Source organism: Streptomyces sp. NBC_00464 (genome assembly GCF_036013915.1).
In the GTDB taxonomy this organism is placed as follows: Bacteria; Actinomycetota; Actinomycetes; order Streptomycetales; family Streptomycetaceae; genus Streptomyces.
This window is the reverse complement of the sequence record NZ_CP107899.1, coordinates 769,150-795,984: the sequence shown is the minus strand read 5'-3', so window position 1 is coordinate 795,984 and position 26,835 is coordinate 769,150. Positions and strand designations below refer to the sequence as shown.

The following is a 26,835-nucleotide window of genomic DNA, read 5'->3' as shown; positions in this document are numbered from 1 at the left end:
GCGAAAGGTGGGTGGACGCGGCGAAGGGGTGGTCCGGGGAGCGAAAGTCCCGGACCACCCCTTCTTCATCTTCTTCTTCGCCGTGCTCAGCCGGCCGACCCGCTGCTGGCCAGCGCCTCGGACAGCTCCTTGGCGGCCTGCTGGAGGATCGGCACGATGCGCTCGGTGGCCGCCTCGGTCACCCGGCCTGCCGGGCCGGAGATCGAAATCGCCGCGGAGGTGGGGGAGTTGGGTACCGGGACCGCCAGACAGCGGACCCCTATCTCCTGCTCGTTGTCGTCCACCGCGTAGCCCACCCGGCGGACCTGCTCCAGCGCCTCCAGGAAGCCGTCCGGAGTGGTGATCGTCTTCTCGGTGGCGGCCGGCATCCCGGTGCGTGCGAGCAGGGCCCGCACCTCGTCCGGGGGCGTGTGTGCCAGGAGTGCCTTGCCGACGCCGGTGGAGTGCGGCAGTACCCGGCGCCCCACCTCGGTGAACATGCGCATCGAGTGCTTGGACGGCACCTGCGCCACGTACACGATCTCGTCGCCGTCGAGCAGCGCCATGTTGGCCGTCTCGCCGGTCTCCTCGACCAGCCGGGCCAGATACGGGCGGGCCCAGGTGCCGAGCAGCCGTGAGGCGGATTCGCCGAGCCGGATCAGGCGCGGGCCGAGCGCGTAGCGCCGGTTGGGCTGCTGGCGTACGTAGCCGCACACCACGAGCGTGCGCATCAGACGGTGAATGGTGGGGAGCGGAAGTCCGCTGCTCGCGGAGAGCTCGCTCAGGCCGACCTCGCCCCCCGCGTCGGCCATCCGCTCCAGCAGATCGAAGGCGCGCTCAAGTGACTGCACACCGCCGCTGGAACCGGCGGGCTTGGAGTCGGAAGTGCTGGCGTGGGACGGCGGCACGTCAACGGTCCTTTCGAAGCGGAAGAGCAAGGCAGCAGCCTACCGGGCGCTTCCCGATCGGCCCACTGTCCCAGGGGCGCCGTCCTGGCCGGTCAGGGCTTGTTCGTCCGGGTGTCCGGGGCCGGTTCGACGGTCCGTACGGCGCCACGCACGAACCATTCTACATTCCGCTCTTCGAAATTTATCTTTTACTCTGTGGAAATCTTCGGTCGCGGTCCCGCATGGTCGGCTGGGCGGTCCGAGCGGAGGATGGGGTCTTGACGGGTTGCGATCCCGAGTGAAGACTCCTTCAACAGTTCGTTGAATTCATGAAGTGGGGAGCACGGGTGTCCGGTACGGACGTGAAGCTGGTACTGCGCTCGACGCGCGTCGTCACACCCGGGGGCACGCGGCCCGCCGCGGTCCACGTCGCGGGCGGGGCGATCGACGCCGTCCTGCCCCACGACGCCGCGGTACCGGACGGCGTCCGGGTGGAGGACTTCGGTGACGACGTCCTGCTGCCCGGACTCGTGGACACACACGTCCATGTGAACGACCCCGGCCGCACCGAGTGGGAAGGGTTCTACACGGCCACCCGCGCCGCCGCGGCCGGCGGGATCACCACGCTGCTCGACATGCCGCTCAACTCCCTCCCGCCGACCACCACGGTCGAGCACCTGCGCGTCAAGCAGCAGGTGGCGGCCCCGAAGGTGCACGTCGACACGGGCTTCTGGGGCGGTGCCATCCCCTCGAACGTCAAGGATCTGCGCCCGCTGTACGAGGCCGGGGTCTTCGGCTTCAAGTGCTTCCTCTCGCCCTCCGGCGTCGAGGAGTTCCCCGAACTGGACCAGGAACAACTGGCCCGGTCGATGGCGGAGATCGCCGGCTTCGGCGGGCTGCTCATCGTCCACGCCGAGGATCCGCACCACCTGGCGGCCGCCCCGCAGCGAAGTGGCGGGAAGTACGCCGACTTCCTCGCCTCCCGGCCGCGCGACGCGGAGAACACCGCGATCGAGGGGCTCATCGCCCTTGCCGGGCAGCTGAACGCCCGCATCCACGTCCTGCACCTGTCCTCCAGCGACGCGCTGCCGCTGATCGCCGCCGCCAAGCGCGAGGGCATCCGCGTCACCGTCGAGTCCTGCCCGCACTTCCTCACCCTCACCGCCGAGGAAGTCCCCGACGGAGCCACCGAGTTCAAGTGCTGCCCGCCCATCCGCGAGGCCGCCAACCAGGACGCGCTGTGGCAGGGGCTCGCCGACGGCACTATCGACTGCATCGTCTCCGACCACTCGCCCTGCACCACCGACCTCAAGACGCCGGACTTCGCCTCCGCCTGGGGCGGCATCTCCTCCCTCCAGCTCGGACTGCCCGCCATCTGGACCGAGGCCCGCAGGCGCGGCCACTCGCTCGACGACGTCGCCCGCTGGATGTCGGCCGCCCCCGCCGCACTGGCCGGACTGACCGCCAAGGGCGCGATCGAGGCCGGCCGTGACGCCGACTTCGCCGTGCTGGCACCCGACGCCACCTTCACCGTCGACCCGGCCGAACTCTTCCACCGCAACCAGGTCACCGCCTACGCCGGCCGGACCCTGCACGGCGTAGTGAGGTCGACCTGGCTGCGCGGCGTACGGATCGCCGTCGACGGCACCCTCGCCGAGCCCACCGGCCGCCTCCAGACAAGGAACAACTCATGACGGCGACAGCGCACTTCACCGGCGACGCGAACCCGTACGGCGGCGGCGACCCGTACGCCGACTACCGCACCGCCGACCTCCCCTTCACCCACCTCGTCGACCTCGCCGACCGGCGGCTCGGTGCCGGCGTCATCGCCGCCAACGACGAGTTCTTCGCGGAGCGCGAGAACCTCCTGAAGCCGGAGCCGGCCCACTTCGACCCGGAGCACTTCGGGCACAAGGGCAAGATCATGGACGGCTGGGAGACCCGCCGCCGCCGCGGCGTGAGCGCCGTACAGCCCCACCCGGTGGACGAGGACCACGACTGGGCACTGGTACGTCTCGGCGCACCCGGTGTCGTACGCGGCATCGTCGTCGACACCGCGCACTTCCGCGGCAACTACCCGCAGGCGGTCTCCGTCGAAGCCGTCTCGCTGCCGGGCTCGCCGTCCCCCGAGGACCTCCTCGCCCCCGACGTGAAGTGGACGACGCTCGTCCCCCGTACGGCCGTCGGAGGCCACGCGGCCAACGGGTTCGCCGTCGATGCGGCGCAGCGTTTCACCCACCTGCGGGTCAACCAGCACCCCGACGGCGGCATAGCCCGGCTCCGGGTCCACGGCGAAGTGGCCCCGGACCCGGCCTGGCTGACGGCGCTCGGCACCTTCGACCTGGTCGCGCTGGAGAACGGCGGCCGGGTCGAGGACGCGTCCGACCGCTTCTACTCCCCGGCGACGAACACCATCCAGCCCGGCCGCTCCCGCAAGATGGACGACGGATGGGAGACCCGGCGCCGGCGTGACCGGGGCAACGACTGGATCCACTACCACCTCGTCGAGGAGGCGGAGATCCGTGCCGTCGAGATCGACACCGCATATCTGAAGGGCAACTCGGCAGGCTGGGCGAGCCTTTCGGCCCGCAGCACGGAGGGCGGCGACTGGAGCGAGGTGCTGCCCAGGACCCGGCTGCAGCCCGACACCAACCACCGCTTCGTCCTGCCGGAGGCCGTACGGGCCTCCGAGGTCCGCATCGACATCTACCCGGACGGCGGCATCTCGCGGCTGCGCCTCTTCGGCTCGCTGACCGGACCGGGAGCCGCGCGCCTGGCCGCCCGCCACGTCGAACTGGGCGGCTGAACCACCCCTGCCGGGGACTGTCCGCACTCGGCGATACCGTAGGGATGCCGGACCCGGCCCCGGTTCCCGCGCATCCCGACAGGAGTCGCCATGATCTTCATTGCCGTCAAGTTCACCGTCCGCACCGCCGAGCGTGACAACTGGCTGCCGGCCGTCGAGGACTTCACCCTCGCCACCCGGCAGGAGCCCGGCAACGTGTTCTTCGACTGGTCCTACAGCGTCGAGAACCCGGACCAGTTCGTGCTGCTGGAGGCGTTCGCGTCCGCCGAAGCCGGCGCGGCCCACGTGCAGTCGGCGCACTTCAAGGCGGCGATGGAGACGATGGCGGACCTGGTGGCCGAGGTGCCCGAGATCATCAACGTCGAGGTGCCGGGCGAGGGCTGGTCCCGCATGGCCGAGGTGCAGCCGCGGTCGTAGGGCGCGAGGGGGGCGGTGCGCCGCCCCCGCTCAGAACTCCCCGTGCGCCTGGGGCTGTCCTCCCCGGCCCGCCTCACGGTGCAGCCGGGTGATCACGTCGTCGACCCGGCCCCGCTCGTAGCCGCGACGCACCAGGTCGAACGCCACGGACTCGGCCGGCGGGGCGCCGGCGCGGAGCCGGGAGATATAGGCCTCGACCTGGTCGCGGTCGTAGCCGCGCCGGGCGATCCGGAATCCGAACTGTTCGTACAGCGGACGGTCGTCCCCGTCACCCGGTGCGGACATGAGGCCTCCTCGGTACGGCATCGTTCCCTCACCCTGCCACGCTCAGGTCGTATGGTCACCGGCCGTGAGCAGTTCCCTTCCGGTGCTGTACGCCGGCTTGTCACCGGCCAAGTACGCGATGAGCCCGGTCACTTCACCGGTCGGACGGGTCGCTGTCCTGCGGCGGCCTCCAGTCCGCCGAGCGGCCGAGCGCCGACAGTACGAGCCGGAGTGCGTCGGCGGTGGCTCGCGCGTCCCGGCCGGGATCCAGGGCAGGCTTGAAGGCCGCGCCCGGCTTCTCGCGTGATGCCCCGCCGGGGACGCGCAGCGCGATGGGCAGGGCGGCCTCGACGACGGCCGGTGGGAGTGCGGCAGGCACGCCCAGTGCGGCCGCCACGTCCCAGGAGTGCACGACGTAGTCGATGAAGTGGAACCCGATCGCGGTGGTCGCGGCGAACGTCGCCTCCGCGTTGATCTCCGGGAGCGTGAACCGCCTTCCCAGAGTGTCCGGTCGAGCGAAGCCGGCCAGGACGGCGTGGGCCGTCCCGCGGTACCAAGCGACCGGATCGTCCCCGGCCGGCCGGGGTTCCCAGGCGGCCGGGCGGGCCCCCTCGCCCCGCGCGGCGGCGGCGAAGCCGATGTGCTGGGTGCCCATGTGCTCCACGAGGAGCCGCAGGGTCCAGCGGTCGCAGGGGGTGGGCCGGTCCCAGTCGCCGGGGCCCGCGCGCTCCACGACGCGGATCGATTCCAGCACTGCGGCCCGGTCGAGCTGCACGATGTCCATGGTCCGGCTCCTTGCGCGAGGTGTGCCTGAACGAGTGGGCGGGGCCGAGCGGGCTCAGGACTCGGACGCGGGCCACGGGTCGGCGCCGGAGAGCAGGCGCCAGGCGGACTCGCGCAGCGCGGTGCGGCCGGTGAACGGGGTGTGCCAGGTGGCCGAGCGCAGTGCGCCCCGGCCCCGGTACGCCTGCACGATGCGGCGGTGGTCGGGGCGCGCGACGAACCCCAGCAGGTCCTCGCGGGTGGCCCAGACCGTGATCGATCCCGAGCGGTCCATCCGGGGGCTGATGTCCGCCCACAGCCACATGCCGACCGCGCCGGGCGTGTGCGGCCAGGTCCGGCGCAGCCGCATACCGGCCGCCCCGACGGAGAAGGTGGTCCAGGGGCGGTGAGTGACGAATTCGGTGACGGAGACGACCACATCGGTGCCGCGGCCGGGCGGTTCGGTGACCGGGCCGTCCTGCCATGCCGTGCTCCAGAGGGCGTGCGGCACGAGTGACCCCTTCCATGGTCGGGCGCGGCCGTCCGCGCCGGATGCCCGTAACAGTACAACTAGACGAACGGTCGTGCTGTTTGTTTTCGGGGACGGACCGGTCCGGACGGCGTCGGTGGTGCCGGTCCCTACGGCGCGGCCGGCAGTGACGAGGCGTCCACCGCCACCGCCCGCAATCGCCCCAGGATCGCGCGCGCCGCCCTCGGATAGCTCTCGCCGCTGTCGCGGAGCACGGAGTCACCGTTGGCCAGCTCCAGGAACGCGATGATTTCGAAGGCGAGCTGGGCGGCATCGCAGTCCTCACGGATCTCGCCCAGCGTCCGCGCTTCCTCGATCCGCCGCTCCACGAAGGTGACCCAGCCGGCCTGCGCGGCCACCAGCGCGTCGTGCACCGCGCCCTCGCGGGCGTCGAACTCGGCGATGGCCGCGTAGAAGAAGCAGCCGCCAGGGAAGACCCGCCCCTGCGAGTACGCGATCCAGGCCTCGTACATCCGCCGGATCCGTCCGAGCCCCGCAGGCGTGGCGCGGGTCGGCTGCACGACATGCTCGTCGTACACCGCGACGGCGGCCCGCACCGTCGCCAGCTGGAGCTCCTCCTTGGAGCCGAACAGTGCGAACACGCCGCTCTTGCTCAGCCGGAGGTCGGTGGCCAGCCGGCCGAGGGAAAGGCCGTCCAGGCCCTCGACCGACGCCACCGCGGCGGCCCGGGCGAGGATCAGCTGCCGGGTTCGATTGCCCCGTTCGACCCTTCCGTCCTGGCGTTCTCCCGCCATCTGGCGACTCCGTAATCCGTGAGGTGCGGGCGGCTGCCGTCGGACCGGCCCCGGGGCTCGCCATTGTAGGAGGAGGCCCGGTAGCGTGATCGCTCCGCGTGCGAGCCAGTGAGGTCTCCACATCAGTCCTGTGGAGAACCAGGAGATCCGGGTGTCCTCTGTCGCCGTGCCCGTACTCGCCCCGCCACGCCGGGCGTGGCTGACCGATCTGCCCGTCCTGCTCGTCGCGGTGGTCTGGGGCTCCAGCTATCTGGCCGCCAAGGGCATCACCACGACGCAGACGGTCATCGCCGTCCTGGTCCTGCGGTTCGCCGTCGTGCTGCCCGTCCTGGTGATCGCCGGACGGTCCCGGCTGCGGGCGCTGAGCGCCGCCCAGTGGCGGGGCGCGGGGCTGCTCGGCCTGGTGCTCAGCGGGATCTTCCTGGTGGAGACGTACGGCATCGTGCACACCTCGGCGACCAACGCCGGGCTCATCATCAGCCTCACCATGATCTTCACCCCGCTCGCCGAGGCCGCCGTGACGCGGACCCGGCCGACCGGGGCCTTCCTCTCGGCAGCCGGGCTCTCCGTCGCCGGGGTGGTGCTGCTGACTCAGGGCGGCGGATTCACCAGCCCCTCGGCGGGCGATCTGCTGATGCTCGTCGCCGCACTCGCCCGTACCCTCCACGTGCTCCTGATGGCGCGCATCAAGTCCGTCCAGTCGGCGGACTCGCTGTCGCTGACGACGGTCCAGCTCGGCAGCGCCGTCGCCGTCTTCGCCCTGCTGGCCGCCGCCCCCGGCACCGGGGAGTCGCCGTGGTCGGTCGCCGCCGGGTTCGGCGTCCGGGAGTGGGGCGGGCTGCTGTTCCTGTCGGTCTTCTGCACGCTCTTCGCGTTCTTCGTGCAGATGTGGTCCGTACGCCGCACCTCACCGTCCCGGGTCAGCCTGCTGCTCGGTACGGAACCGCTCTGGGCCGCCGCCGTCGGCATCGCGATCGGCGGTGAGCGGCTGGGCGTCCTCGGTGTCGCGGGCGCGGTGCTCGTGCTGGCCGGAACGGCGTGGGGGCGCCGCAGCGCGGACCCTGTCGCTCCTTGACCGCCTGACTTCCTGCCGTCCGACTTCCTGCCGCGTCACTCCTTGATCGAGTCCGACGCGATCATGACGGCGGCCCCCGCCACCACCAGCACGATGCACGCGAACAACGAGTGGTCACCGATGAACGGCAGCCGCCGCACCACGCTGAAGAAGCTGAACCAGTCGAGCCATTCGTGGAGCAGTCCGGCGGCCCCCTGGACGAAGACCAGGAAGCCGACCGTCTCGCAGAGTTTCTTCATGGGCACGAGCCTGGCGGGCCGCGCACCGGCGCCGCGTCGGCCAGTAGTCTGCGCGGCCGGTCCGAAAGTCTCCGCTTCCGCGACTTTGGTCGCTGCGCGGCCCGGATCGCCCGGAAGCCGCTCCCCGGCTGCGTAGCTTTGTCGATATGACGCGTACCGAATACCTCTGGCTGCTGCCCTCGGCGATGGCCGACCCCGAGCTGCCGGGCGACCGGGGCGGCCGGACGCGCCGCACCGTGCGGGACTGGGCCGTCGACATCGTGGCCTTCCTCTGCGCGGCGGGCATCGGGATGGCCGCCCTCGCCGCGATCGAAGCCGACGGAAGCACCCCCGACGTCGTGGTCCTGGCCGACACGCTGATCGGAGCCGCGGCCTGCTGCGCCCTGTGGGTGCGGCGACGCTGGCCGGTCGGCCTCGCCGTCGTCCTGACCCTGCTGTCCACCGTGGAGCCCGTCGCGGCGGGAGCCCTGCTGGTGGCGCTGTTCAGCGTGGCGGTCCACCGGCCGTTCCGACCGGTCGCCCTCATCGGCGCGGGGGCCCTGCTGGTCGCCCCCGTACAGCCGTATCTGCGCCCCGACCCGTCCACCTCGTTCATCGCGTCCACCATCATCGGGGTACTGCTGGTCCTGCTCGTGCTCAGCTGGGGCATGGTCGTACGGTCCCGGCGCCAGCTCGTCGTCACGCTGCGCGAGCGCGCCAGACGGGCCGAGACCGAGGCCGGACTCCGGGCCGAGCGGGCGCAGCGGCTGGCCCGCGAGGACATCGCCCGCGAGATGCACGACGTACTCGCCCACCGGCTGACCCTGCTCAGTGTCCACGCCGGCGCCCTCGAATTCCGCCCCGACGCACCCCCGGCCGAAGTCGCCCGCGCCGCCGGAGTCATCCGGGACAGTGCGCACGAGGCGCTCCAGGACCTCCGCGAGATCATCGGCGTCCTGCGCAGCCCCCGCGACGGCGACGGCGACCGGCCGCAGCCCACCCTCGCCACGCTGGACACCCTCGTCGCCGAATCCCGGTCGGCCGGCATGAAGGTCACCCTCGACAACCGCATCGCCGACCCGGACGCCGCCCCCGCCGCCACCGGCCGCACGGTCTACCGCATCGCCCAGGAGGGCCTGACCAACGCCCGCAAGCACGCGCCCGGCGCCGAGGCCACCGTCGCGGTCACCGGCGGACCCGGTCAGGGGATCACCGTGGAGGTGCGCAATCCGGCCCCCACCGAACCCTTCGAGCACGTACCGGGATCCGGCCAGGGCCTCATCGGCCTGACCGAACGGGCCACCCTCGCAGGCGGCCGCCTCGACCACGGACCCGAACCGGACGGTGGGTTCGCGGTACGGGCCTGGCTACCGTGGTCCTCATGACCGACCCGACTCCCGCGCCCCCGGCCCCCCGACCCGTCCGGCTGCTCGTCGTCGACGACGACCCGCTCGTACGGGCGGGGCTCACCCTCATGCTCGGAGGCGCCGACGACATCGACATCGTGGGGGAGGGGGCCGACGGCAGCGAGGTCGCCGAACTCGTCGACCGGCTCAGGCCGGACGTGATCCTGATGGACATCCGGATGCCGGTCATGGACGGGCTGACCGCCACCGAGGCGGTGCGCAGCCGCCCGGACGCCCCCGAGATCGTCGTCCTGACGACGTTCCACGCCGATGAGCAGGTGCTCCGTGCCATCCGCGCCGGAGCCGCCGGCTTCGTCCTCAAGGACACCCCGCCCGCACAGATCGTGGACTCCGTACGGCGGGTGGCGGCCGGCGATCCCGTCCTGTCGCCCGCGGTCACCCGTCAGCTGATGGCCCGCGCCGCGGGTTCCGGCCACGAGGAGCGGGCGGGCCGCGCCGAACGGGCGCGGCAGCGCATCGCGTTGCTGGCCGACCGGGAACGTGAGGTGGCGGTCGCCGTGGGGCAGGGCCGCTCCAACGCGGAGATCGGCGCCGCCCTCTATCTGAGCGTGGCCACGGTGAAGACCCAGGTGTCACGCATTCTCGCCAAGTTCGACTTCAACAACCGGGTCCAGATCGCCCTGCTGGTCCATGACGCGGGCCTCCTCGACGACGACGGCGACACCGGCCCGTCCTGAACCCTTCGTCCCTGCCGGGCCGGTCGGCTTAGGCTGACCGGACCGATCTGACCGGGAGGGCGGGCCCATGTCCGATGTCGACGCAGATCTGCGCGGAGCAGCCGACTTCACCGCGAATCCGTACCCGTACTACGCCAGGTTGCGCGCCGAAGGACCGGTGCACATCGTCCGTACCGACGACTTCGACCGGGTGTGGCTCGTCGTCGGCTACGACGAGGGACGCGCCGTCCTCGCCGACCAGAGATTCGCCAAGGACTGGCGGAAACTGCCCGGCCAGGCCGTCGTCGGCGACCCGATCAACGCCAACATGCTGGAGATGGACGCGCCGGACCACACCCGCCTGCGCAAGCTGGTCGCCCGGGAGTTCACCCCGCGCCGGATCGAGGCGCTGCGCCCCCGGGTGCAGCAGATCACCGACGGGCTGATCGACACGATGCTGCCGGCCGGGCAGGCAGATCTCGTCGACGCGCTCGCCTTCCCGCTGCCGATGACCGTCATCTGTGAACTCATCGGCGTACCCGACCTGGACCGGGCCGCCTTCCGTGCGATGTCGAACGCCGTGGTCTCCCCAGTCGGAGCCCAGGAGGAGGGCGACGCCGTCCGGGCGATGGGCGCCTATCTCGCCGGACTCATCGAGGACAAGCGCTGTTCGGCCGGCGACGACCTGCTGAGCGCACTGATCGCCGCCCGGTACGACGACGATGACACGCTGTCGCCCGACGAACTGGTCGGCATGGCCTTCCTGCTGCTGGTCGCGGGTCATGAGACGACGGTCAACCTGATCTCCAACGGCGTACGGGCGTTGCTCGCCCATCCGGATCAACTGGAAGCCCTGCGAGCCGACTTCGGCCTTCTCGACGGTGCGGTGGAGGAGATGCTCCGCCATGAGGGGCCGGTGGAGACCGCCACCTTCAGGTTCGCCCGGGAGACCGTCGCGATCGGCTCCCGGACGATCGGGGCCGGTGACCCGGTCCTGGTCTCCCTGGCCGGCGCCGACCGCGACCCCGGACGCTACCCCCGGCCCGACCGCTTCGACATCCGCCGCGAGGCCCAGGGGCACCTGGCCTTCGGGCACGGGATCCACTTCTGCATGGGCGCACCGCTGGCCCGGATGGAGGGCCGCATCGCGATCCGTACGCTGCTGGAGCGCTGCCCCGGGCTCGTACTCGACCCGGCCGCCGGGGAGCCGGAGTGGCTGCCTGGCATGCTGATCCGCGGGGCGCGCCGGCTCCCGGTGCGCTGGTGAGACAGAAGGGACCCGCCATGACCGGACTCGACCTGCGGATGGCGCAGAAGGTGCTCGACAGCCAGCCGTTCAGCGCCCTCGTCGGCGCACGGATCACCGCCTTCGGTGACGGCGCGGCCACGCTGGAGATCGACAGCCGCGAGAATCTGCGCCAGCAGAACGGATTCCTGCACGGCGGTGTGCTCGCCTACGCCGCCGACAACGCCCTCACCTTCGCAGCCGGGACGACCCTCGGCCCGGCCGTGCTGACCGGCGGCTTCTCCATCCAGTACCTCCGTCCCGCCATCGGCACCACGCTCGTCGCGCGCGCGGAGGTCGTCCACACCGGGCGTCGGCAGGCCGTCGCGCGTTGCGATCTGTCCGTCGTGGGGGAGGACCGTACCGAAACCCTCTGCGCCGTCGCCCAGGGCACCGTGCTGAGCGCCGCCTCGTCCTCAAGGAGCTCCGCTTGACCGCCGAAGCCATATTCGACCTCGGGGCGCTCGGTGAGCGCTTCACCCGTGATCCGTACCCCGTCTACGCGGACTTACGGGCCCGCGGCCCCGTCCACCGGGTCCGGATCCCGGAGGGCACACCCGCCTGGCTGGTCGTCGGGTACGAGGAGGGCCGGGCCGCGCTTGCGGACCAGCGGTTCTCCAAGCAGTGGAGCAACGCCTCGCCCTCCCTCGGCGTCAGCCAGGTCGCCTCGGGGGTCTCCATGCTCAGCTCGGACGCACCCGTGCACACCCGGCTCCGCAAGCTCGTGACCCGCGAGTTCACCGCCCGCCGGATGCAGCAACTCGTGCCACGCATCCAGCAGATGACGGACGAGCTGCTCGACACCATGCTGGCGGGCCCGCACCGCAGGACCGATCTCGTCGAGTCCCTGTCCTTCCCGCTGCCGATGTCCGTCATCTGTGAACTGCTCGGAGTGCCGTTCCTGGACCGCCGGGCCTTTCGCGAGTGGTCCAACATCGTGGTGTCCTCCGTCGACGCCGAGGCACGCCGCTCCGCGACCGCCGAGATGTCCGGCTTTCTCGCCGGACTCCTCGACGACAAGCGGAAACAGCCCGGCAACGACCTGATGAGCGCGCTGATCCACACCGCCGACGAGGAGGGCGACCGGCTCTCCGCGGGTGAACTGATGGGCATGGCCTGGCTGCTGCTCGTCGCCGGCCACGAGACCACGGTGAACCTGATCTCGAACGGGGTGCTGGCCCTGCTCACGCACCCGGACCAACTGGCAGCCCTGCGCGCCGACTTCGGCCTCATCGACAACGCCGTGGAGGAGATGCTCCGCTTCGCCGGACCGGTCGAGACGCCCACGTACCGCTTCACCACCGAAGCGATCGAGATCGGCGGCACAGCGATACCGGGCGGCGGCGAGCTCGTCCTGGTCGCGATGTCCGACGCCAACCGCGATCCGGACCGCTACCCGGAGGCGGACCGCTTCGACATCACCCGGGACGCCCGCGGGCACCTGGCCTTCGGTCACGGCATCCACTACTGCCTGGGTGCACCGCTGGCCCGCATCGAGGCGGCGGTGGCCATCAGGTCGCTGCTGGAGCGCTGCCCCGGGCTGGCACTGGACCTGGATCCGGCGGAGCTGACCTGGCGTACGGGGATGCTCATCCGGGGCCCGGAGGGGCTGCCGGTCAGCTGGTGAACCGGGGGCGGCGCGCCCGGTTCAGGCGGACGGGATCTCCATCAGCTCCACCGGGCGCCGCTCGCGGCGCGAGACCTCGCAGGCCTCCGCGACCCGCAGCGCGTGCAGCGCCTCCCGGCCGTCGCACGGATTGGCCGCCTCGCCGCGCACCAGGCGCACGAAGGCGTCCAGTTCGGCCTCGTACGCGGCGGCGAAGCGCTCCAGGAACCCCGGCCAGGGCTTGGCCGGGGCGGCGGGGCCCTGCGGTTCGGCGGAGGTGAGCGGTGTGCGGTCGTCGAGGCCGACCGCGATCTGGTCGCGCTCACCCGCGAGCTCCATCCGCACGTCGTAACCGGCGCCGTTGCAGCGGGTCGCCGTCGCGGTGACCAGGGTGCCGTCGTCGAGCGTCAGCAGCGCCGCCGCCGTGTCCACGTCGCCGGCTGCCCGGAACATCGCGGGCCCGGCGTCCGACCCGGTGGCGTACACCCGCGTCACCTCACGGCCCGTCACCCAGCGCACCATGTCGAAGTCATGGACCAGACAGTCCCGGAACAGCCCGCCGGAGAGCGGCAGATACGCGGCGGGCGGCGGCGCCGGATCGGACGTCACCGTCCGTACGGTGTGCAGCCGGCCGAGCGCCCCGCCGCGCACCGCGGCGCGCGCCGCCGCATACCCGGCGTCGAACCGGCGCATGAAGCCGAGCTGGAGAACGCTGGGCGCATGCTCCGCCTCGCGGAGCGCCCCGAGTGTGCCCGCCAGATCCAGGGCGACGGGCTTCTCGCAGAAGGCGGGCACCCCGGCGCGGGCGGCCCGGCCGATCAGCTCGGCGTGGGCGGACGTGGCGGAGGCGATCACCACGGCGTCCACACCGGCGTCGAACACCTCCGTCGCCGTGGCCACGGCGCGCGCACCGGTCCGGCGGGCGACGCCGGCCGCGCGGGCCGGGTCGGGGTCCGCCACCACCAGTGCCTCCACCGCGGGATGGCGGGCGAGGACGCCCGCGTGGAAGGAGCCGATCCGGCCGGTGCCCAGGAGTCCGATGCGCATGCACCCAACGTGCCGTCCCCGCGAAGCGGTGTCAACCGTATGTCCTGACAAATTGGCGCCGATTTCGGCAGGTTGGACGAGGAGTGAAGCTGTCCGGACAACAGGACGACCGAACTACCGGAGATGTTGACGTGCGGGTTACGCTCCCGACGTGCCGAAATCCACCGCCGACGCCTCGGTCCTCAACCTCAACGTGGACCGCTCCAGCCCCGTCCCGCTCTACTACCAGCTCGCCCAGCAGCTGGAGGCGGCCATCGAGGACGGCCGGCTCGCCCCCGGCGGACTCCTCGGCAACGAGATCGACCTCGCCGCCCGCCTCGGGCTGTCCCGGCCCACCGTCCGCCAGGCCATCCAGTCGCTCGTGGACAAGGGCCTGCTGGTCCGCCGCCGCGGCGTCGGCACCCAGGTGCTGCACAGCAAGGTCAGGCGCCCGCTCGAACTCAGCAGTCTCTACGACGACCTGGAGACCGCCGGCCGGCACCCCTCGACCACCGTCCTGACCAACGCCCCGCAGCCGGCGACGGCAGCGGTCGCCGCGGCACTGGGCGTCACGGAGGGCACCGAGGTCCAGTACATCGAGCGGCTGCGCCACGCGGACGGCGAGCCCCTCGCCCTCCTGCGCAACCACCTGCCCGCCGGACTCCTCGACCTCTCCGGCGACCGGCCGGCCGCCACCGGCCTCTACCGGATGATGCGCGGCGCCGGCATCACCCTGCACAGCGCCCGCCAGACCGTCGGCGCCCGCCTCGCCACCGCGGAGGAGGCCGGCCGGCTCGGCGAGAGCGAGGGCGCCGCCCTGCTCACGATGGAGCGCACCACCTTCGACGCCACCGGGCGGGCGGTCGAATTCGGATCCCACCTCTACCGCGCCTCGCGCTACGCCTTCGATTTTCAGCTCCTCGTACGGTGACACGGGGCCCCGGCTCTCGTACGGTGTCACAGGCTTCTCGGCTACTCGTACGGTGACGACGGCCGCACCCGGCCGCCCTGCCGCCGTACACGCTCCGGTCCGACACACGCGCCGCGCCCCTCCGGGCGACGGCGGCACGGGCTCGGGGATACTTGCCCAGCCGGGCCGGGACCGTATGGCCCCGGCTCCACCAGCAGCACAGCGAGCAGCACTAGAAGGGCACGGCGTCGTGGCAAGGGTTCGGACAGGGGTACGTGCGATGGGCGCCGTGCTTGCGGCGGTGCTCGGCGCTTCCCTCATGGGATGCAGCAGCACCGGCGGCAAGCGGGCGGAGGAGCGTGCGGCGCAGGCCGCATCCGAGGGCCGGTCCGCGGTGAACACACCCCGCTGGACCTTCGCCATGGTCACCCACTCGGGCGACGGCGACACCTTCTGGGACATCGTCCAGAAGGGTGCCGACATGGCGGCCAAGAAGGACAACATCAACTTCCTGTACTCGCACAACGACGAGGCGCAGCAGCAGGCCCAGCTCGTCCAGGCCGCCATCGACAAGAAGGTCGACGGGCTGATCGTCACGCTCGCCAAGCCCGACGCCATGAAGACCGTCGTCGCCAAGGCCGTCAAGGCCGGCATCCCGGTGATCACGGTGAACTCCGGCTCCGCAGAGTCCAAGCAGTACGGCGCGCTCACGCACATCGGCCAGGACGAGTCGATCGCCGGCGAGGCCGTCGGTGACGAGCTCAACGCACGCGGCCGCAAGAAGGCCCTGTGCATCCTGCACGAACAGGGCAACGTCGGCCACGAGCAGCGCTGCGCCGGGGCGAAGAAGACCTTCGACGGCGAGATGCAGAACCTGTACGTCGAGGGCACCAACATGCCGGACGTCCAGGCCTCCATCGAGGCGAAGCTCCAGGCGGACAAGGACATCGACGCGGTCGTCACGCTCGGTGCGCCGTTCGCGGACGCCGCAGTCAAGGCGAAGAAGACCGCCGGCAGCAAGGCCGAGATCGACACCTTCGACCTGAACGCCAAGGTCGCCGCCGATCTCCAGGCCAAGACCCTCGGCTTCGCCGTCGACCAGCAGCCCTACCTCCAGGGGTACGAGGCCGTCGACCTGCTCTGGCTCTACCGCTACAACCGCAACGTGCTCGGCGGCGGACGACCGGTCCTGACCGGTCCGCAGATCATCACCTCCGAGGACGCCGCCCAGCTGGCCGAGTACGCCGACCGGGGAACCCGATGACCGCGGGGCCCGGTACGTCCTCCGCCGTGACGGACGAGCGGCTGGTGCGCACCTCACCGCTGCGCAAGCTGCTCGGCCGGCCCGAGCTGGGATCCGTCGTCGGCGCGCTGGCGGTCTTCCTCTTCTTCGCGATCGTCGCCGACAGCTTCCTGCGCGCCACCAGCTTCGGCACGGTGCTGTACGCGGCCTCCACGATCGGCATCATGGCGGCGCCGGTGGCGCTGCTGATGATCGGCGGGGAGTTCGACCTCTCCGCGGGCGTGATGGTCACCAGCTCCGCGCTGATCTCGTCGATGTTCAGTTACCAGATGACGGCCAACGTCTGGGTCGGCGTCTTCGTCTCCCTGCTGGTCACGCTCGCCATCGGCGCGTTCAACGGCTTCATGCTGACGCGTACCAAACTCCCGAGCTTCATCATCACGCTCGGTACGTTCCTGATGCTGACCGGTCTCAACCTGGGATTCACCAAGCTGATCAGCGGGACCGTCTCGACGAAGACCATCGGCAACATGGAGGGCTTCGACTCGGCCCGCAAGCTCTTCGCCTCGTACTGGACGGTCGGCGGCGTCGAGCTGAAGGTCACCATCCTGTGGTGGGCCGTCCTCGTCGCGATCGCCACCTGGATCCTGATCCGCACCCGCTTCGGCAACTGGATCTTCGCCGTCGGCGGCGAGGCCGACGCGGCCCGCGCGGTCGGCGTCCCGGTGATCCGGACCAAGATCGGGCTCTACCTCGGGGTGGCCTTCGGGGCCTGGATCTCCGGCCAGCACCTGCTGTTCAGCTACGACGTGGTGCAGTCCGGTGAGGGCGTCGGCAACGAGCTGATCTACATCATCGCGGCCGTCATCGGCGGCTGTCTGATCACCGGCGGCTACGGCTCCGCGATCGGCTCGGCGGTCGGTGCCTTCATCTTCGGCATGACCAGCAAGGGCATCGTGTACGCGGAGTGGAACCCGGACTGGTTCAAGTTCTTCCTCGGAGCCATGCTGCTCCTGGCCACCCTGCTCAACGCATGGGTACGCAAGCGCGCGGAGGCGACGAAATGACGGCCCCCCAGGCATCGAGCGGGCCGGCGGACACCGACCGGCGGGCGCTGGTCGAGCTCGACCACGTCAGCAAGTACTACGGCAACATCAAGGCACTCCAGGACGTCTCTCTGGAGGTCCACGCAGGAGAGATCTCCTGCGTCCTCGGTGACAACGGCGCCGGCAAGTCCACCCTGATCAAGATCATCGCGGGGCTGCACCGGCACGACGCCGGGAGCTTCCTCATCGACGGCGAGGAGACCACGCTCGCCAACCCGCGCGACGCCCTGGACCGGGGCATCGCCACGGTCTACCAGGACCTCGCCGTCGTGCCCCTGATGCCGGTCTGGCGCAACTTCTTCCTCGGCTCCGAGCCGACGACCGGGAAGGGCCCCTTCAAGCGCCTCGACGTCCGGCTGATGCGGGAGACGACCCGCTCCGCGCTGTTGCGGATGGGCATCGACCTGCGCGACGTCGACCAGCCCATCGGCACCCTGTCCGGCGGCGAGCGCCAGTGCGTCGCCATCGCGCGGGCCGTCCACTTCGGTGCCAAGGTCCTCGTCCTGGACGAGCCGACCGCCGCGCTCGGTGTCAAGCAGTCCGGGGTGGTGCTCAAGTACGTCGCCGCCGCCCGCGACGCCGGACTCGGCGTGGTTCTCATCACGCACAACCCGCACCACGCGTACCTCGTCGGTGACCGTTTCGTGCTGCTCAAGCGGGGCGCCATGGCGGGCAGCCACACGAAGGACGGCGTCACGCTGGACGAGCTGACCCGGCAGATGGCGGGCGGCAGCGAGCTGGAGGAGCTCAGCCACGAGCTGGAGCGGACCCCGGGCCCGACAGTCGGCCGTCAGGACGAGGACGACACCTCCGCGTGACCGTGTCCACAGCGGGCCCGGCCCGCCCGGCGGGCCCGGTCTCCGGGCCTGCCGGGCACCCGGCGGCAGACCGGTTGCGGCACGGACCCCGGCCGGCAGTGGCAGAATCGAATCCGGCGGGCACCGTCCGCCGCCGGATGCAGGACGAACCGGCCCCCCAGACCCCGCAGGGACGATGAGCACGTACCGCGACTTCACGCACCGCGGCTCCGCCCGCGCCACCGTCCTGCGGACCGTCGGCACCAGGGAGCGGCGCTCGCACCTCACCGCGCCACGGGTGCCCACGGTCGGCATCGACATCGGGGGGACCAAGGTGATGGCCGGCGTCGTCGACGCCGACGGCAACATCCTGGAGACCCTGCGTACCGAAACGCCCGACAAGTCCAAGAGCCCCAAGGTCGTCGAGGACACCATCGTCGAGCTGGTGCTGGATCTCTCCGACCGCCACGACGTGCACGCGGTGGGCATCGGGGCGGCCGGCTGGGTCGACGCCGACCGCTCCAAAGTCCTGTTCGCCCCGCACCTGGCCTGGCGCGACGAGCCCCTGCGCGACGCCATCGCCTCCCGGCTCGTGGTCCCGGTCATGGTGGACAACGATGCCAACACCGCCGCCTGGGCCGAATGGCGCTTCGGCGCCGGCCGCGGCGAGGACCACCTCGTCATGATCACGCTCGGCACCGGCATCGGCGGCGCGATCCTGGAGGACGGTCAGGTCAAGCGCGGCAAGTACGGCGTCGCCGGTGAGTTCGGCCACATGCAGGTGGTGCCCGGCGGCCACCGCTGCCCCTGCGGCAACCGCGGCTGCTGGGAGCAGTACAGCTCCGGCAACGCCCTCGTCCGGGAGGCCAGGGAACTGGCTGCCGCGGACTCCCCGGTGGCCCACGGACTCATCGAGCGGGTCAAGGGCAACATCCCCGACATCACCGGACCGCTCATCACCGAACTCGCCCGCGAGGGCGATGCGATGTGCATCGAGCTCCTCCAGGACATCGGTCAGTGGCTCGGCGTCGGCATCGCCAATCTGGCGGCCGCGCTCGACCCCTCCTGCTTCGTCATCGGAGGCGGTGTCAGCGCCGCCGACGACCTGCTGATCGGACCGGCCAGGGACGCCTTCAAACGGCACCTCACCGGCCGCGGCTACCGCCCCGAGGCCCGGATCGCGAAGGCGCAGCTCGGCCCCGAGGCAGGTATGGTCGGCGCGGCCGACCTCGCCAGGCTGGTGGCCCGCCGCTTCCGGCGTACCAACCGCCGACGCGTGGAGCGGTACGAGCGGTACGCCCAGATCTACGACCAGGCCGCCAGCACCATCCGTAACACGCGCAACACCCGCACTTCCTAGGGATCCCCACACCCATGACCGCAGCCGAGCACCCCGTCGTGCCGCGCCAGTCCCCGCCGCCCGGCGAGGGACCGGCGCCCGAGGAGCGCCGCCGGACCATCCGCCGGCGCCTGATCACGGCGACCATCATCGTGCTGCTCATCGGCATCCCGGCCGGCTACCTGCTGATCTCCGCGGGACAGAGCCGGCGCTCCGGCCAGGACAAGGCCGCCGAGGCGGCGGCGCAGGGGCTCCGCGAGGGCTGGCCGTCACGCATGCTCCGCCGGATCTTCGAGGTCCCGATCCCCGGGGACGCCAAGGAGGTCCAGTACTACGAGACCAACAACTGGAAGGCCAGCCGGATGTACGTGCAGTTCCGCACGACGTCCAACGGTCTCGACCGGTTCCTGACCCAGGTGGGCACGGGCCGCGCCGCACTGGAGGCCGGTCGGGTCACCGTCGGTGAACGCGACACGAAGATCGCGGGCTGGTACTTCGGCGACGGCGTCTCGTGGGCGGGCACCACGCACACCAACAAGGACCCGCGGCCCACGCAGGACATCACCGTCGACATGACCGACCCGATGTCGCCCGTCGTGTACGTCGTCTCCGCCGCGACGCCCTGACCCGGAGCGGCCACGGAGCCGTTCACCGGCACGGGGCCATGGACAACCACGGGTGAAGTCGCGGACCATGACGGGTATGCCCACGTGGACCATCGGTGCGGAGCCGGTCACCGGCACGGGGATCGACGACCTGATGTCGCAGTACTTCAGCGAAATGGGACCGCGGGTGCTGGGGCGCCCGGTCACGGAGGCGGAGCTGCGTGAGGTGCTCGACAGCGACCCGCACGACGATCTCGGCCCGCCGCACGGCGAGTTTCTCGTAGCTCGCGACGGCGACGGTGCACTCCTCGGGTGCGCGGGAGTGCGGCTGCTGACCGGTGCCCCGGTGACAGCGGAGCTGAAGCGCATGTACGTACGTCCGGCAGGGCGCGGGGCGGGCCTGGGGCGCGGCCTGCCGGCGGCTGTCGAGGCGGCGGCGCAGAGACTGGGCGCGTCCCGGATCGTGTGCGAGACGAACGCCCGACTCGCCGAGGCACGGGCCTTGTACACGGCGCACGGATATGACGAGACCGCGCCCTACGAAGGTCACGGCAGAGCAGACCACTGGTACGTCAAGTCCCTTGGTCGAGAGGATCGGGCAGAACACCTGTGAGCACCACGTCGATTCGCCTGATCGAACCCTCCGACGGCCCCGCACTCGCCGAACTGCTCTCCCGGGACAAGCAGGCGTACGCGCGCTGGCTGCCCGCAAGGCCCGCGGAGTTCTACACGCCCGCCGGGCAGGCCTCGGCCATCGAATCCCTTCTGGCCGCCCATGACGAGGGGCTCGCATGGCCCGGCGTCGTGGTCTCCGACGGGACCGCCATCGGCCAGGTCGGCATCAGCTCGATCCTGCGCGGCCCGTTCCAGAAGGGATTCCTCGGATACTGGGTCTCCTCTCTCCACCAGGGGCACGGGCACACGAGCCGTGCCGTCGGCCTCGCGCTGCGCATCGCCGAGGACGAGCTGAACCTCCATCGGCTGGAGGCGCACACCCAGTTGGAGAACCTGGCGTCCCAGTCGATCCTCCGCAAACACGGCTTCAGGTCCTGGGGCATCGCCCATGACCACTTCTACGCCGACGGCGCATGGCGCGACGAAGTGTTCTGGGAAAGGACACTGGCCGGCAGGCCGGCCTCCTGAAGAATTCCTGACGGCCGGTCGCTCTCAGAGCCTTCGCAGGAAGTCGGCCTTCTTCGCCTCGAACTCACCGGGAGAGATGACACCCGCGTCGCGGAGTTCCCCGAGTCGCCGCAGGAGATCCATGATTTCCCGCGAGCTCTGAGCGGGGGCCGCCGGCGCCGGGACAGGCCCACCCCACGAGGGAGTGGCGGGCGCGGGGGCCGGCGGCGCAGAGTCGGGGCGGGTAAGGGGCTGCGTGTCCGGGCACGACCGGCGTTCTCTCGCCCGTCGACTCAAAATCGTACAAGTGTGGAGAGACGGTGTGTGACGGAGGTGAGTGAACGCGTGATCACAGGCTCTCGCGTGTGAGATTCCGAGGCATGGAAGGCCGATTCGCTGCGCCGGGAACAGCCGGTCCGTCCGTCACCGTTGCATCGATCGAGGGACCGGCGCCGCGCGGGCGGGGAACACGGAGGCCACACGGTCGTCCGTTCTCCGCCCAGGAGCCGGGCCCCGGGAGCGCGGTACGCCCGTCGCGCTCGCGGACCAAGAGATATTTCTGCAGGAGGACCGTTTCATGACTGACCGGCCGTTGACGCTCATGGCAGTACACGCCCACCCCGACGACGAGGCCACCGGAACCGGAGGAGTCCTCGCGCGATACGCGGCGGAAGGCATCCGCACCGTTCTGGTGACGTGTACCGACGGCGGTTGCGGTGACGGAACGGGGGGCGTCAAGCCGGGCGATCCCGGGCACGATCCGGCGGCCGTCGCCTCGATGCGCCGTCAAGAACTCAAGGCGAGCTGTGACGTCCTGAAGATCAGCGATCTGGAGATGCTGGACTATGCCGACTCCGGGATGATGGGCTGGCCGAGCAACGACGCCCCCGGATCCTTCTGGCGGACCCCCGTGGAGGAAGGCGCCGCCCGACTCGCGGAACTCATGCGGCAGTACCGGCCCGATGTGGTCGTCACCTACGACGAGAACGGCTTCTACGGCCACCCCGACCACATTCAGGCCAACCGCATCACAACGGCGGCACTGGAGATGACCGGGCTGACGCCGAAGGTGTACTGGACGACGATGCCCCGCTCGGGGATGCAGCGATTCGGCGAGATCATGCGTGAGTTCCACGAGGACATGCCGGAGCCGGATCCTGCCGAGGCCGCGGCGTTGGCCGAGATCGGCCTGCCCGACGACGAGATCACCACGTGGGTGGACACCGCCGCGTTCAGCGGTCAGAAGTACGATGCGCTGGCTGCGCACGCCAGTCAGGGCGAGAACATCTTCTTCCTCAAGATGGGCAAGGAGAGGTTCGGCGAGTTGATGGGCATCGAGACCTTCGTACGCGTCAAGGGCGCCACCGAGGCAGCCGTGCCCGAGACGGATCTCTTCGCCGGACTGCGCTGATCCGCTGGTCCGGCCGTGACCGCGGCCGGACACGCTAGCGCTTGATGCCTACGCCTGCCAGCAGGCTGATCTGGGCGTCCGCGATCTCCGGCTCACCCGGGGCGGGCCGGGCGGCCCGCCAGCGGTGGCAGCAGCAGATGCCGGGGGCGATCAGGTCGAGCCCGTCGAAGAAGCGGCTGACGTCGCCGTGCGAACGGAAGGTCACCGGAGTCCCGGAGTTGGTGTAGACCTCCGCGACCTGGTTCCAGGTCTCGGGGTCGAAGTCAGGCGTGCAGTGGTTCATGGCGAGGGCGCTGCCTGCCGGGAGCGGGTCCAGCAGCCGGCGGACGATGCTGTACGGGTCGTGCGGCTCGGTGATGAAGTGCATCAGCGCGTTGAGAGAGAGGGCGATGGGCTGGTCGAAGTCCAGGACCCCCGAGTCCTCCACGGCACTCATCAGCGCATCGGGGTCGGTGGCGTCGGCCTCGATGTAGGCCGTGCGGCCCTGCGTCGTACTGCGCATGAGACGTTCGGCGTACTTCAGGACGAGAGGGTCGTTGTCGGCGTACACGACGCGGGCCTCGGGCACCACGGACTGGGCGATCTGGTGCAGATTGGGCTCGGTCGGGATGCCGGTGCCGATGTCGAGCCACTGGCGGATGCCGTGCTCCTGCGCCAGCACACGAGTGGCCCGCTGCATGAACGCCCGGTTCTCGCGGGCGGTCAGGTAGAGACCGGGGTGTGCCTCGGCGGCGGCCAGGGCCGCTTCCTTGTCGACTTCGAAGTGGTCCTTGCCGCCGAGGAGGTAGTCGTACATCCGGGCCGAGTGCGGCCTGCTCGTGTCGAGATCCCGGCCGGCCTGCCTGGTGGTCATGTTCTTCCCCTCATCTGTGTCTCTGTCGGCCCGGAAGCCACGTACGGGACCGGTGTCGCTGCCCCTTCTACTCTGCGCGTCACCGCGTCACCGCGTCACCGCGTCACCCGGCGGCCAGGTGATCGGCCAGACCCTCCTTGACCCCGCGGACGAATGCGGCGATCTCCTCCGGCGCGTAGATCAGCGCCGGACCGGCCGGGTCGGTCGACTGCCGGACGGCCACACGGCCGTCGCTGAGTTGTTTCGTCTCGACGCACTGACCGCCGTTCGGCCCGCTCCAGGGGCGTTCCCAGCCCTGCTCCCCGAGTTCGACGGCCGGCATGCCGTTGTAGATGGTCCCGTCGGTGATCGTCATGAGTACTCCTTGCGCATGCGGTTCAAGAGCGCCCTGCTGTCCTCGGACGACGTCTGCAACGCCATCCGGGAATGTGCCTCCAGATGGGATACGACGTCCGCGCGCTGGTCGAGGTAGACGGCGGCGGACAGGATTTCGCTGTAGACGATGTCCGGCAACTCGGGTTCCTCGAACCGGAAGTACGTGAACGGGGCGCACGCCCCGATGTGCGCACCCGCCGTGAAGGGCACGATGTCGAGGCTGACGTGCGGGAGTTCGGAGACGTCCAGGAGCCGTTCGAGCTGCTCTCGCATCACCTGAGGACTGCCCACCGTCCGGTGCAGAACGGCTTCCTCCATGACCACCCACAAGGTGGGGGCGTTGTCCCGTTCCAGCAGGCTCTGGCGGCGCAGCCGCAGTTCCACTCGGAGTGCGAGATCTTCCTCGCTGCCGTTCGGCAAGCCGCCGCGCAGCACGGCGTGCGCGTAGTCGCGGGTCTGCAGAAGGCCCGTGACGTACTGGGGTTCATACGTGCGGAGGGTCTTGGCGCCCGTTTCCAGACTCACGTAGGCGGTGAACCAGCTGGGGACGGCATCGCGATAGGAGTGCCACCAGCCGGGCTTGTTGGCCTGCTCGGCCAGGTCGACGAACTCGTCGATCTCCTGGCGGTCCGCGCCGAAGGTCTCCAGGAGCTTCTCGACGTAGAGAGGCTTCAGCGCGACCTCGGCCTTCTCCAGCCGGCGGATCGTCAGGGATGTCACGCGCAGAGCCTTGGCCGCATCCTCCAGCGAGGCGCCGGCGCCGATCCGCATGTCCTGCAGCCGACGGCCGAGGATCATGCGCAGGACTGTCGGCGCGCTGGTGCCGGAACGGGCTTCGCTCACGCCCAACCTCCTGATGGTCCTTCAACAGAACCATTCTGACACCCACTTGATGTGGGGGCCAGGGTGATACCCGTGCTGCTGAAATTATCAGGGAGTCGGTTGCAGCGTGATACCGATCACGCGCATAGTGGTTGTGTGAGCGGTGAAGTCACATTTCTTGCACAGGATCCGGCCCCGGAGGGGGCGCGTGATGCCGATGGTGTCGGCGTCACCCCGTCGCCGGGCGCCTGCCCCGGAATGCGCCTCTCACCACACGAGTTGCAGCCCGCATCCCCTCACCGCGCCCGGCCCTCCGGAAGGCGCTGGAAGGCGACATCCGTGACCCTGTCCATGCCCTCGGCCCGCGCCTCGCTCCCCGCCTTAGCAAGGGCGGTGCCGCGCCGGGATCACTGGTTCGGCCTGCCTGCCCTGCGGACCGGTGCGAGATCCGCCCGCGACACCGTGCGCGACCGGCTCCGTCTGCAGCAACTCGCGCACTGCTGGGGCTCCGTGCGTCCGGTAAGGGGTGAAGGCGGCTTTGTCCGGACCGAGTTGACGGACCACTCCTGATGTCGAGGGCCTCGGACGACACCCCACACGGCGTCCTTCCCCGTAGTGACCGCACGGGCTCGCTGCGTCCCCTTCACGCGGCGACGAACCCCTCCTCCTCGATCCCCCTACAGAAGGCACCCATGACCCCCCACGGTGAAACCGCCCCTCCCGTCGTGCTGTACGTATGCGCAGACCGAGCCCGCGGCGTGCCCGGGGAGGCGGCGCAGCGGGCACAGACGGAGGGCAGGGCGTTCGCCCGGGAGCGCGGACTGACGATCGCCGAGGTCGTCACCGACACCTACGGTGAGCCCGACCCGGCCCGGCGCAGAGGGTGGCGGCGGGTGAGGCAGCTCGCGCAGACGGGCGACGTCACCGAGGTACTCGTCCGCTGGCCCAGCGCCATCGCCCCGGAGTCCGCGCGCGAACTCCGGCATCGCGAGGCCGCCTGGCTCCGCGATCAGGGCGTCCGCGTCCGGTACACCTGGGGGCCTCTGTCGGCGCGGGGCGTCGAGGCCGGCTGATCACTCACCACGAGGGGGGCGCCTTCGGCTGTCGGCCTCGGGCTCGTCACAGGGCCGGTGCGGGTGGCCGCTGCGGGGAGCGGAGCACGAGCAGGGTGATCTCACTGGGGGCGAAGACGCGGAACGGCGGGCCCCAGAAGCCGGTGCCGCGGCTGGTGTAGAGGAGGGTGCGGTCGCCGTGGCGGCTGAGGCCGGCGAGGGCGGGCTGGTCGATGCGGACGAGGTGGTGGAAGGGCCAGATCTGGCCGCCGTGGGTGTGGCCGGAGAGCTGGAGGTCGACGCCGCCCGCCGCGGCCCGGTCGACGAACTTGGGCTGGTGGGCCAGGAGCAGCACAGGCAGGTCGGGATCGGCGCCGTTCAGGGCGCCGGCGAGGTGGGCGCGGTGGCCCGTCAGGCCGGAGGACTCGGCGGTGACGTCATCCACGCCGGCGACCACAAGGGTGTCGCCGCCACGTTCGAGCAGTAGATGACGGTTGCGCAGCGGCTCCCAGCCCAGCTCGTCCATCAGGTCGACCCAGCCCTGGGCCTCGCTGTAGTACTCGTGGTTTCCGGTGACGTAGACCCGGGCCCGGGTGGCTTGCACGGTGCCGAGGGGCGCGGCCTGGGCACGGCGGCGTTCGGCCGTGCCGTCCGCGATGTCGCCGGTGTGGCAGACCAGGTCTGCCTCCAGGGTGTTGACCTTCGCGCAGACCCGCGCCGACCAGTGTGCGCGGTCGAGCGGGCCGTAGTGGGTGTCGGTGATGAGGGCGACGCGGGTGCCGTCCAATCCCGCGCCCAGACGCGGGAGTTGCACGTCGAGCCGACGCACCCGTGGTACCCGGCGGGCCTCGGCGTACCCCCAGCCGAGCAGCGCGGCGGCCACGCCGAGGACCGCCCAGGTGACGATCCGCGCCCGGCTCTGACCGTCGCCCGCACCGGCCACGGTCAGGGTGAGGCGCAGCAGGACGCCGAGCAGGACGGACCAGGTGAACAGCACCCAGCCGACCCCGAGGAGGGTGTCTCCGATGATCGCCGCCCGGTCCTGCTGCCGCCGGCCGTGACCGCGCATCATCGCGAGCGGCATGGCGACCAGACCGAGGGCGCACAGGGCGGTGCCGCCCAGCGCCACGGGGAGCGGCCAGTGCTGACCGGCGTGCAGCAGCACCCAGCAGGGCACGGCCCACAGCAGGACCGGGGCGATCAACGGGATGTAACGCATCAGGCGGCGCAGTCGACTCTGCCGGGTCGGATCCGCCGCACCGTCCGCGGATCGGGCTTCGCTGGTGTCGGTCACGCTTCCCCTCCTCAAGTAACCGGGCTGCCGGCGCACTGTACCCGGTCGTCCCGGGTGACCTGCGTCGGAGATTCCCCGTCACGGGGGAGCTCCTTCCGCGGGCAGCCCCTCGCGGTTCGGGTGCCGCGCCGGTGATGGCGGTTTGACGACACGTCGTGAAGCCGCCACCGGCCGCCCTTCCCTGTTGTTCCGCCACGCGCCGATGATCGTGCGA

The 26,835-nt window shown here is 71.0% G+C and carries 31 protein-coding genes; 19 read left to right on the top strand and 12 right to left on the bottom strand.

Translation table 11 applies throughout. The annotated features are described in order from the left end of the window. Positions 1–86: 86 nt before the first annotated feature. Positions 87–887, bottom strand: coding sequence for an IclR family transcriptional regulator (locus OG912_RS03400; protein WP_326739736.1), 801 nt, complete (start codon positions 885–887; stop codon positions 87–89). A 326-nt stretch (positions 888–1,213) separates the two neighbouring features. Here OG912_RS03400 and allB point away from each other — a divergent pair, with 326 nt between their 5' ends. From allB to OG912_RS03385, 3 genes are all read left to right on the top strand, one after another. Beyond that, complete coding sequence (allB, locus tag OG912_RS03395) at positions 1,214–2,560, top strand: allantoinase AllB (protein WP_327713329.1); 1,347 nt, start codon at positions 1,214–1,216, stop codon at positions 2,558–2,560. After that, a complete protein-coding gene (gene alc, locus OG912_RS03390) occupies positions 2,557–3,672 on the top strand; it encodes an allantoicase (protein ID WP_327708100.1) in 1,116 nt (371 codons plus the stop codon). Before allB ends, alc begins: the two co-directional genes overlap by 4 nt. A 90-nt stretch (positions 3,673–3,762) precedes the next feature. Further along, entirely contained in the window at positions 3,763–4,089 is a 327-nt protein-coding gene (locus OG912_RS03385) for a putative quinol monooxygenase (protein WP_327708099.1), read from the top strand. A 30-nt stretch (positions 4,090–4,119) separates the two neighbouring features. Here OG912_RS03385 and OG912_RS03380 read toward each other — a convergent pair whose 3' ends face one another. From OG912_RS03380 to OG912_RS03365, 4 genes are all read right to left on the bottom strand, one after another. Next, complete coding sequence (locus OG912_RS03380) at positions 4,120–4,374, bottom strand: hypothetical protein (protein ID WP_327708098.1); 255 nt, start codon at positions 4,372–4,374, stop codon at positions 4,120–4,122. 133 nt (positions 4,375–4,507) lie between these two features. Next, positions 4,508–5,137 carry a TIGR03086 family metal-binding protein gene (locus OG912_RS03375; protein WP_327708097.1) on the bottom strand — a complete coding sequence of 210 codons (630 nt, stop codon included), beginning with the start codon at positions 5,135–5,137 and terminating at the stop codon, positions 4,508–4,510. Between the two features lie 54 nt (positions 5,138–5,191). After that, positions 5,192–5,626 (bottom strand): hypothetical protein, encoded by a 435-nt coding sequence (locus OG912_RS03370; RefSeq protein WP_327708096.1) that lies wholly within the window; start codon positions 5,624–5,626, stop codon positions 5,192–5,194. A 128-nt stretch (positions 5,627–5,754) separates the two neighbouring features. Continuing rightward, the gene (locus OG912_RS03365; protein WP_327708095.1) at positions 5,755–6,399 is read right to left on the bottom strand and encodes a TetR/AcrR family transcriptional regulator; all 645 of its coding nucleotides are present in this window, start codon (positions 6,397–6,399) and stop codon (positions 5,755–5,757) included. A gap of 151 nt (positions 6,400–6,550) precedes the next feature. Between OG912_RS03365 and OG912_RS03360 the strand changes: the two genes are divergently transcribed. Next, positions 6,551–7,474 carry a DMT family transporter gene (locus OG912_RS03360; RefSeq protein WP_327708094.1) on the top strand — a complete coding sequence of 308 codons (924 nt, stop codon included), beginning with the start codon at positions 6,551–6,553 and terminating at the stop codon, positions 7,472–7,474. Positions 7,475–7,509: 35 nt separating this feature from the next. Here OG912_RS03360 and OG912_RS03355 read toward each other — a convergent pair whose 3' ends face one another. Continuing rightward, on the bottom strand, positions 7,510–7,713 hold the full coding sequence (locus tag OG912_RS03355) for a hypothetical protein (RefSeq protein WP_326739745.1): 204 nt from the start codon (positions 7,711–7,713) through the stop codon (positions 7,510–7,512). A gap of 146 nt (positions 7,714–7,859) precedes the next feature. On the opposite strand from OG912_RS03355, the gene OG912_RS03350 reads away from it, so the two are divergent. The 5 genes from OG912_RS03350 (at position 7,860) to OG912_RS03330 (ending at position 12,687) form a co-directional block, all read left to right on the top strand. Beyond that, entirely contained in the window at positions 7,860–9,077 is a 1,218-nt protein-coding gene (locus OG912_RS03350) for a sensor histidine kinase (protein WP_327708093.1), read from the top strand. Then, complete coding sequence (locus OG912_RS03345; protein WP_327708092.1) at positions 9,074–9,796, top strand: response regulator transcription factor; 723 nt, start codon at positions 9,074–9,076, stop codon at positions 9,794–9,796. The genes OG912_RS03350 and OG912_RS03345 overlap by 4 nt, the downstream gene beginning before the upstream one ends. A 67-nt stretch (positions 9,797–9,863) precedes the next feature. Continuing rightward, positions 9,864–11,042: a cytochrome P450 family protein gene (locus tag OG912_RS03340; RefSeq protein WP_327708091.1), complete on the top strand. Its 1,179-nt coding sequence runs from the start codon at positions 9,864–9,866 to the stop codon at positions 11,040–11,042. Positions 11,043–11,059: 17 nt separating this feature from the next. Continuing rightward, on the top strand, positions 11,060–11,494 hold the full coding sequence (locus OG912_RS03335) for a PaaI family thioesterase (RefSeq protein ID WP_327708090.1): 435 nt from the start codon (positions 11,060–11,062) through the stop codon (positions 11,492–11,494). Further along, on the top strand, positions 11,491–12,687 hold the full coding sequence (locus OG912_RS03330) for a cytochrome P450 family protein (RefSeq protein ID WP_327708089.1): 1,197 nt from the start codon (positions 11,491–11,493) through the stop codon (positions 12,685–12,687). The genes OG912_RS03335 and OG912_RS03330 overlap by 4 nt, the downstream gene beginning before the upstream one ends. 21 nt (positions 12,688–12,708) lie before the next feature. Here OG912_RS03330 and OG912_RS03325 read toward each other — a convergent pair whose 3' ends face one another. Next, positions 12,709–13,713 (bottom strand): Gfo/Idh/MocA family protein, encoded by a 1,005-nt coding sequence (locus OG912_RS03325; protein ID WP_327708088.1) that lies wholly within the window; start codon positions 13,711–13,713, stop codon positions 12,709–12,711. Between the two features lie 151 nt (positions 13,714–13,864). Here OG912_RS03325 and OG912_RS03320 point away from each other — a divergent pair, with 151 nt between their 5' ends. The 8 genes from OG912_RS03320 to OG912_RS03285 all read left to right on the top strand — a co-directional run bounded on the left by OG912_RS03320 (position 13,865) and on the right by OG912_RS03285 (position 20,835). Then, complete coding sequence (locus tag OG912_RS03320; protein WP_326739752.1) at positions 13,865–14,623, top strand: GntR family transcriptional regulator; 759 nt, start codon at positions 13,865–13,867, stop codon at positions 14,621–14,623. A 229-nt stretch (positions 14,624–14,852) separates the two neighbouring features. Further along, complete coding sequence (locus tag OG912_RS03315; protein WP_443060940.1) at positions 14,853–15,866, top strand: sugar ABC transporter substrate-binding protein; 1,014 nt, start codon at positions 14,853–14,855, stop codon at positions 15,864–15,866. Next, positions 15,863–16,912: an ABC transporter permease gene (locus OG912_RS03310; protein ID WP_327708086.1), complete on the top strand. Its 1,050-nt coding sequence runs from the start codon at positions 15,863–15,865 to the stop codon at positions 16,910–16,912. Before OG912_RS03315 ends, OG912_RS03310 begins: the two co-directional genes overlap by 4 nt. Then, the gene (locus tag OG912_RS03305; RefSeq protein ID WP_327708085.1) at positions 16,909–17,769 is read left to right on the top strand and encodes an ATP-binding cassette domain-containing protein; all 861 of its coding nucleotides are present in this window, start codon (positions 16,909–16,911) and stop codon (positions 17,767–17,769) included. Before OG912_RS03310 ends, OG912_RS03305 begins: the two co-directional genes overlap by 4 nt. Positions 17,770–17,944: 175 nt before the next feature. Continuing rightward, the gene (locus tag OG912_RS03300; RefSeq protein WP_123463723.1) at positions 17,945–19,108 is read left to right on the top strand and encodes an ROK family glucokinase; all 1,164 of its coding nucleotides are present in this window, start codon (positions 17,945–17,947) and stop codon (positions 19,106–19,108) included. A gap of 14 nt (positions 19,109–19,122) precedes the next feature. Next, a complete protein-coding gene (locus OG912_RS03295; RefSeq protein WP_327708084.1) occupies positions 19,123–19,713 on the top strand; it encodes a hypothetical protein in 591 nt (196 codons plus the stop codon). Positions 19,714–19,789: 76 nt separating this feature from the next. Then, entirely contained in the window at positions 19,790–20,305 is a 516-nt protein-coding gene (locus OG912_RS03290; RefSeq protein ID WP_327708083.1) for a GNAT family N-acetyltransferase, read from the top strand. Continuing rightward, complete coding sequence (locus OG912_RS03285; protein WP_327708082.1) at positions 20,302–20,835, top strand: GNAT family N-acetyltransferase; 534 nt, start codon at positions 20,302–20,304, stop codon at positions 20,833–20,835. Before OG912_RS03290 ends, OG912_RS03285 begins: the two co-directional genes overlap by 4 nt. A 24-nt stretch (positions 20,836–20,859) precedes the next feature. Here OG912_RS03285 and OG912_RS03280 read toward each other — a convergent pair whose 3' ends face one another. Further along, a complete protein-coding gene (locus OG912_RS03280; protein ID WP_327708081.1) occupies positions 20,860–20,958 on the bottom strand; it encodes an SHOCT domain-containing protein in 99 nt (32 codons plus the stop codon). Between the two features lie 433 nt (positions 20,959–21,391). Between OG912_RS03280 and OG912_RS03275 the strand changes: the two genes are divergently transcribed. Continuing rightward, positions 21,392–22,225 carry a PIG-L family deacetylase gene (locus OG912_RS03275; RefSeq protein WP_327708080.1) on the top strand — a complete coding sequence of 278 codons (834 nt, stop codon included), beginning with the start codon at positions 21,392–21,394 and terminating at the stop codon, positions 22,223–22,225. 34 nt (positions 22,226–22,259) lie between these two features. On the opposite strand, the gene OG912_RS03270 is transcribed toward OG912_RS03275, so the two are convergent. The 3 genes from OG912_RS03270 to OG912_RS03260 form a co-directional block, all read right to left on the bottom strand. Continuing rightward, positions 22,260–23,078, bottom strand: coding sequence for an SAM-dependent methyltransferase (locus OG912_RS03270; protein ID WP_326739761.1), 819 nt, complete (start codon positions 23,076–23,078; stop codon positions 22,260–22,262). Positions 23,079–23,181: 103 nt separating this feature from the next. Next, positions 23,182–23,433, bottom strand: a complete 252-nt coding sequence (locus OG912_RS03265) for a DUF397 domain-containing protein (protein ID WP_327708079.1) — start codon at positions 23,431–23,433, stop codon at positions 23,182–23,184. Next, on the bottom strand, positions 23,430–24,296 hold the full coding sequence (locus OG912_RS03260; RefSeq protein ID WP_327708078.1) for a helix-turn-helix domain-containing protein: 867 nt from the start codon (positions 24,294–24,296) through the stop codon (positions 23,430–23,432). Before OG912_RS03260 ends, OG912_RS03265 begins: the two co-directional genes overlap by 4 nt. 671 nt (positions 24,297–24,967) lie before the next feature. Between OG912_RS03260 and OG912_RS03255 the strand changes: the two genes are divergently transcribed. Next, positions 24,968–25,348 (top strand): hypothetical protein, encoded by a 381-nt coding sequence (locus tag OG912_RS03255; protein ID WP_327708077.1) that lies wholly within the window; start codon positions 24,968–24,970, stop codon positions 25,346–25,348. A gap of 46 nt (positions 25,349–25,394) precedes the next feature. On the opposite strand, the gene OG912_RS03250 is transcribed toward OG912_RS03255, so the two are convergent. Continuing rightward, a complete protein-coding gene (locus OG912_RS03250) occupies positions 25,395–26,621 on the bottom strand; it encodes a metallophosphoesterase (RefSeq protein WP_327708076.1) in 1,227 nt (408 codons plus the stop codon). Between the last annotated feature and the right edge of the window lie 214 nt (positions 26,622–26,835).

Excerpts from the sequence above, each read along its gene's own strand:
- alc (WP_327708100.1), top strand. The coding sequence starts at position 2,557 with ATGACGGCGACAGCGCACTTCACCGGCGACGCGAACCCGTACGGCGGC.
- OG912_RS03385 (WP_327708099.1), top strand. The coding sequence starts at position 3,763 with ATGATCTTCATTGCCGTCAAGTTCACCGTCCGCACCGCCGAGCGTGAC.
- OG912_RS03380 (WP_327708098.1), bottom strand. The coding sequence starts at position 4,374 with ATGTCCGCACCGGGTGACGGGGACGACCGTCCGCTGTACGAACAGTTC.
- OG912_RS03375 (WP_327708097.1), bottom strand. The coding sequence starts at position 5,137 with ATGGACATCGTGCAGCTCGACCGGGCCGCAGTGCTGGAATCGATCCGC.
- OG912_RS03365 (WP_327708095.1), bottom strand. The coding sequence starts at position 6,399 with ATGGCGGGAGAACGCCAGGACGGAAGGGTCGAACGGGGCAATCGAACC.
- OG912_RS03355 (WP_326739745.1), bottom strand. The coding sequence starts at position 7,713 with ATGAAGAAACTCTGCGAGACGGTCGGCTTCCTGGTCTTCGTCCAGGGG.
- OG912_RS03350 (WP_327708093.1), top strand. The coding sequence starts at position 7,860 with ATGACGCGTACCGAATACCTCTGGCTGCTGCCCTCGGCGATGGCCGAC.
- OG912_RS03345 (WP_327708092.1), top strand. The coding sequence starts at position 9,074 with ATGACCGACCCGACTCCCGCGCCCCCGGCCCCCCGACCCGTCCGGCTG.
- OG912_RS03340 (WP_327708091.1), top strand. The coding sequence starts at position 9,864 with ATGTCCGATGTCGACGCAGATCTGCGCGGAGCAGCCGACTTCACCGCG.
- OG912_RS03335 (WP_327708090.1), top strand. The coding sequence starts at position 11,060 with ATGACCGGACTCGACCTGCGGATGGCGCAGAAGGTGCTCGACAGCCAG.
- OG912_RS03325 (WP_327708088.1), bottom strand. The coding sequence starts at position 13,713 with ATGCGCATCGGACTCCTGGGCACCGGCCGGATCGGCTCCTTCCACGCG.
- OG912_RS03310 (WP_327708086.1), top strand. The coding sequence starts at position 15,863 with ATGACCGCGGGGCCCGGTACGTCCTCCGCCGTGACGGACGAGCGGCTG.
- OG912_RS03305 (WP_327708085.1), top strand. The coding sequence starts at position 16,909 with ATGACGGCCCCCCAGGCATCGAGCGGGCCGGCGGACACCGACCGGCGG.
- OG912_RS03300 (WP_123463723.1), top strand. The coding sequence starts at position 17,945 with ATGAGCACGTACCGCGACTTCACGCACCGCGGCTCCGCCCGCGCCACC.
- OG912_RS03295 (WP_327708084.1), top strand. The coding sequence starts at position 19,123 with ATGACCGCAGCCGAGCACCCCGTCGTGCCGCGCCAGTCCCCGCCGCCC.
- OG912_RS03290 (WP_327708083.1), top strand. The coding sequence starts at position 19,790 with ATGCCCACGTGGACCATCGGTGCGGAGCCGGTCACCGGCACGGGGATC.
- OG912_RS03280 (WP_327708081.1), bottom strand. The coding sequence starts at position 20,958 with ATGGATCTCCTGCGGCGACTCGGGGAACTCCGCGACGCGGGTGTCATC.
- OG912_RS03275 (WP_327708080.1), top strand. The coding sequence starts at position 21,392 with ATGACTGACCGGCCGTTGACGCTCATGGCAGTACACGCCCACCCCGAC.
- OG912_RS03270 (WP_326739761.1), bottom strand. The coding sequence starts at position 23,078 with ATGACCACCAGGCAGGCCGGCCGGGATCTCGACACGAGCAGGCCGCAC.
- OG912_RS03265 (WP_327708079.1), bottom strand. The coding sequence starts at position 23,433 with ATGACGATCACCGACGGGACCATCTACAACGGCATGCCGGCCGTCGAA.
- OG912_RS03255 (WP_327708077.1), top strand. The coding sequence starts at position 24,968 with ATGACCCCCCACGGTGAAACCGCCCCTCCCGTCGTGCTGTACGTATGC.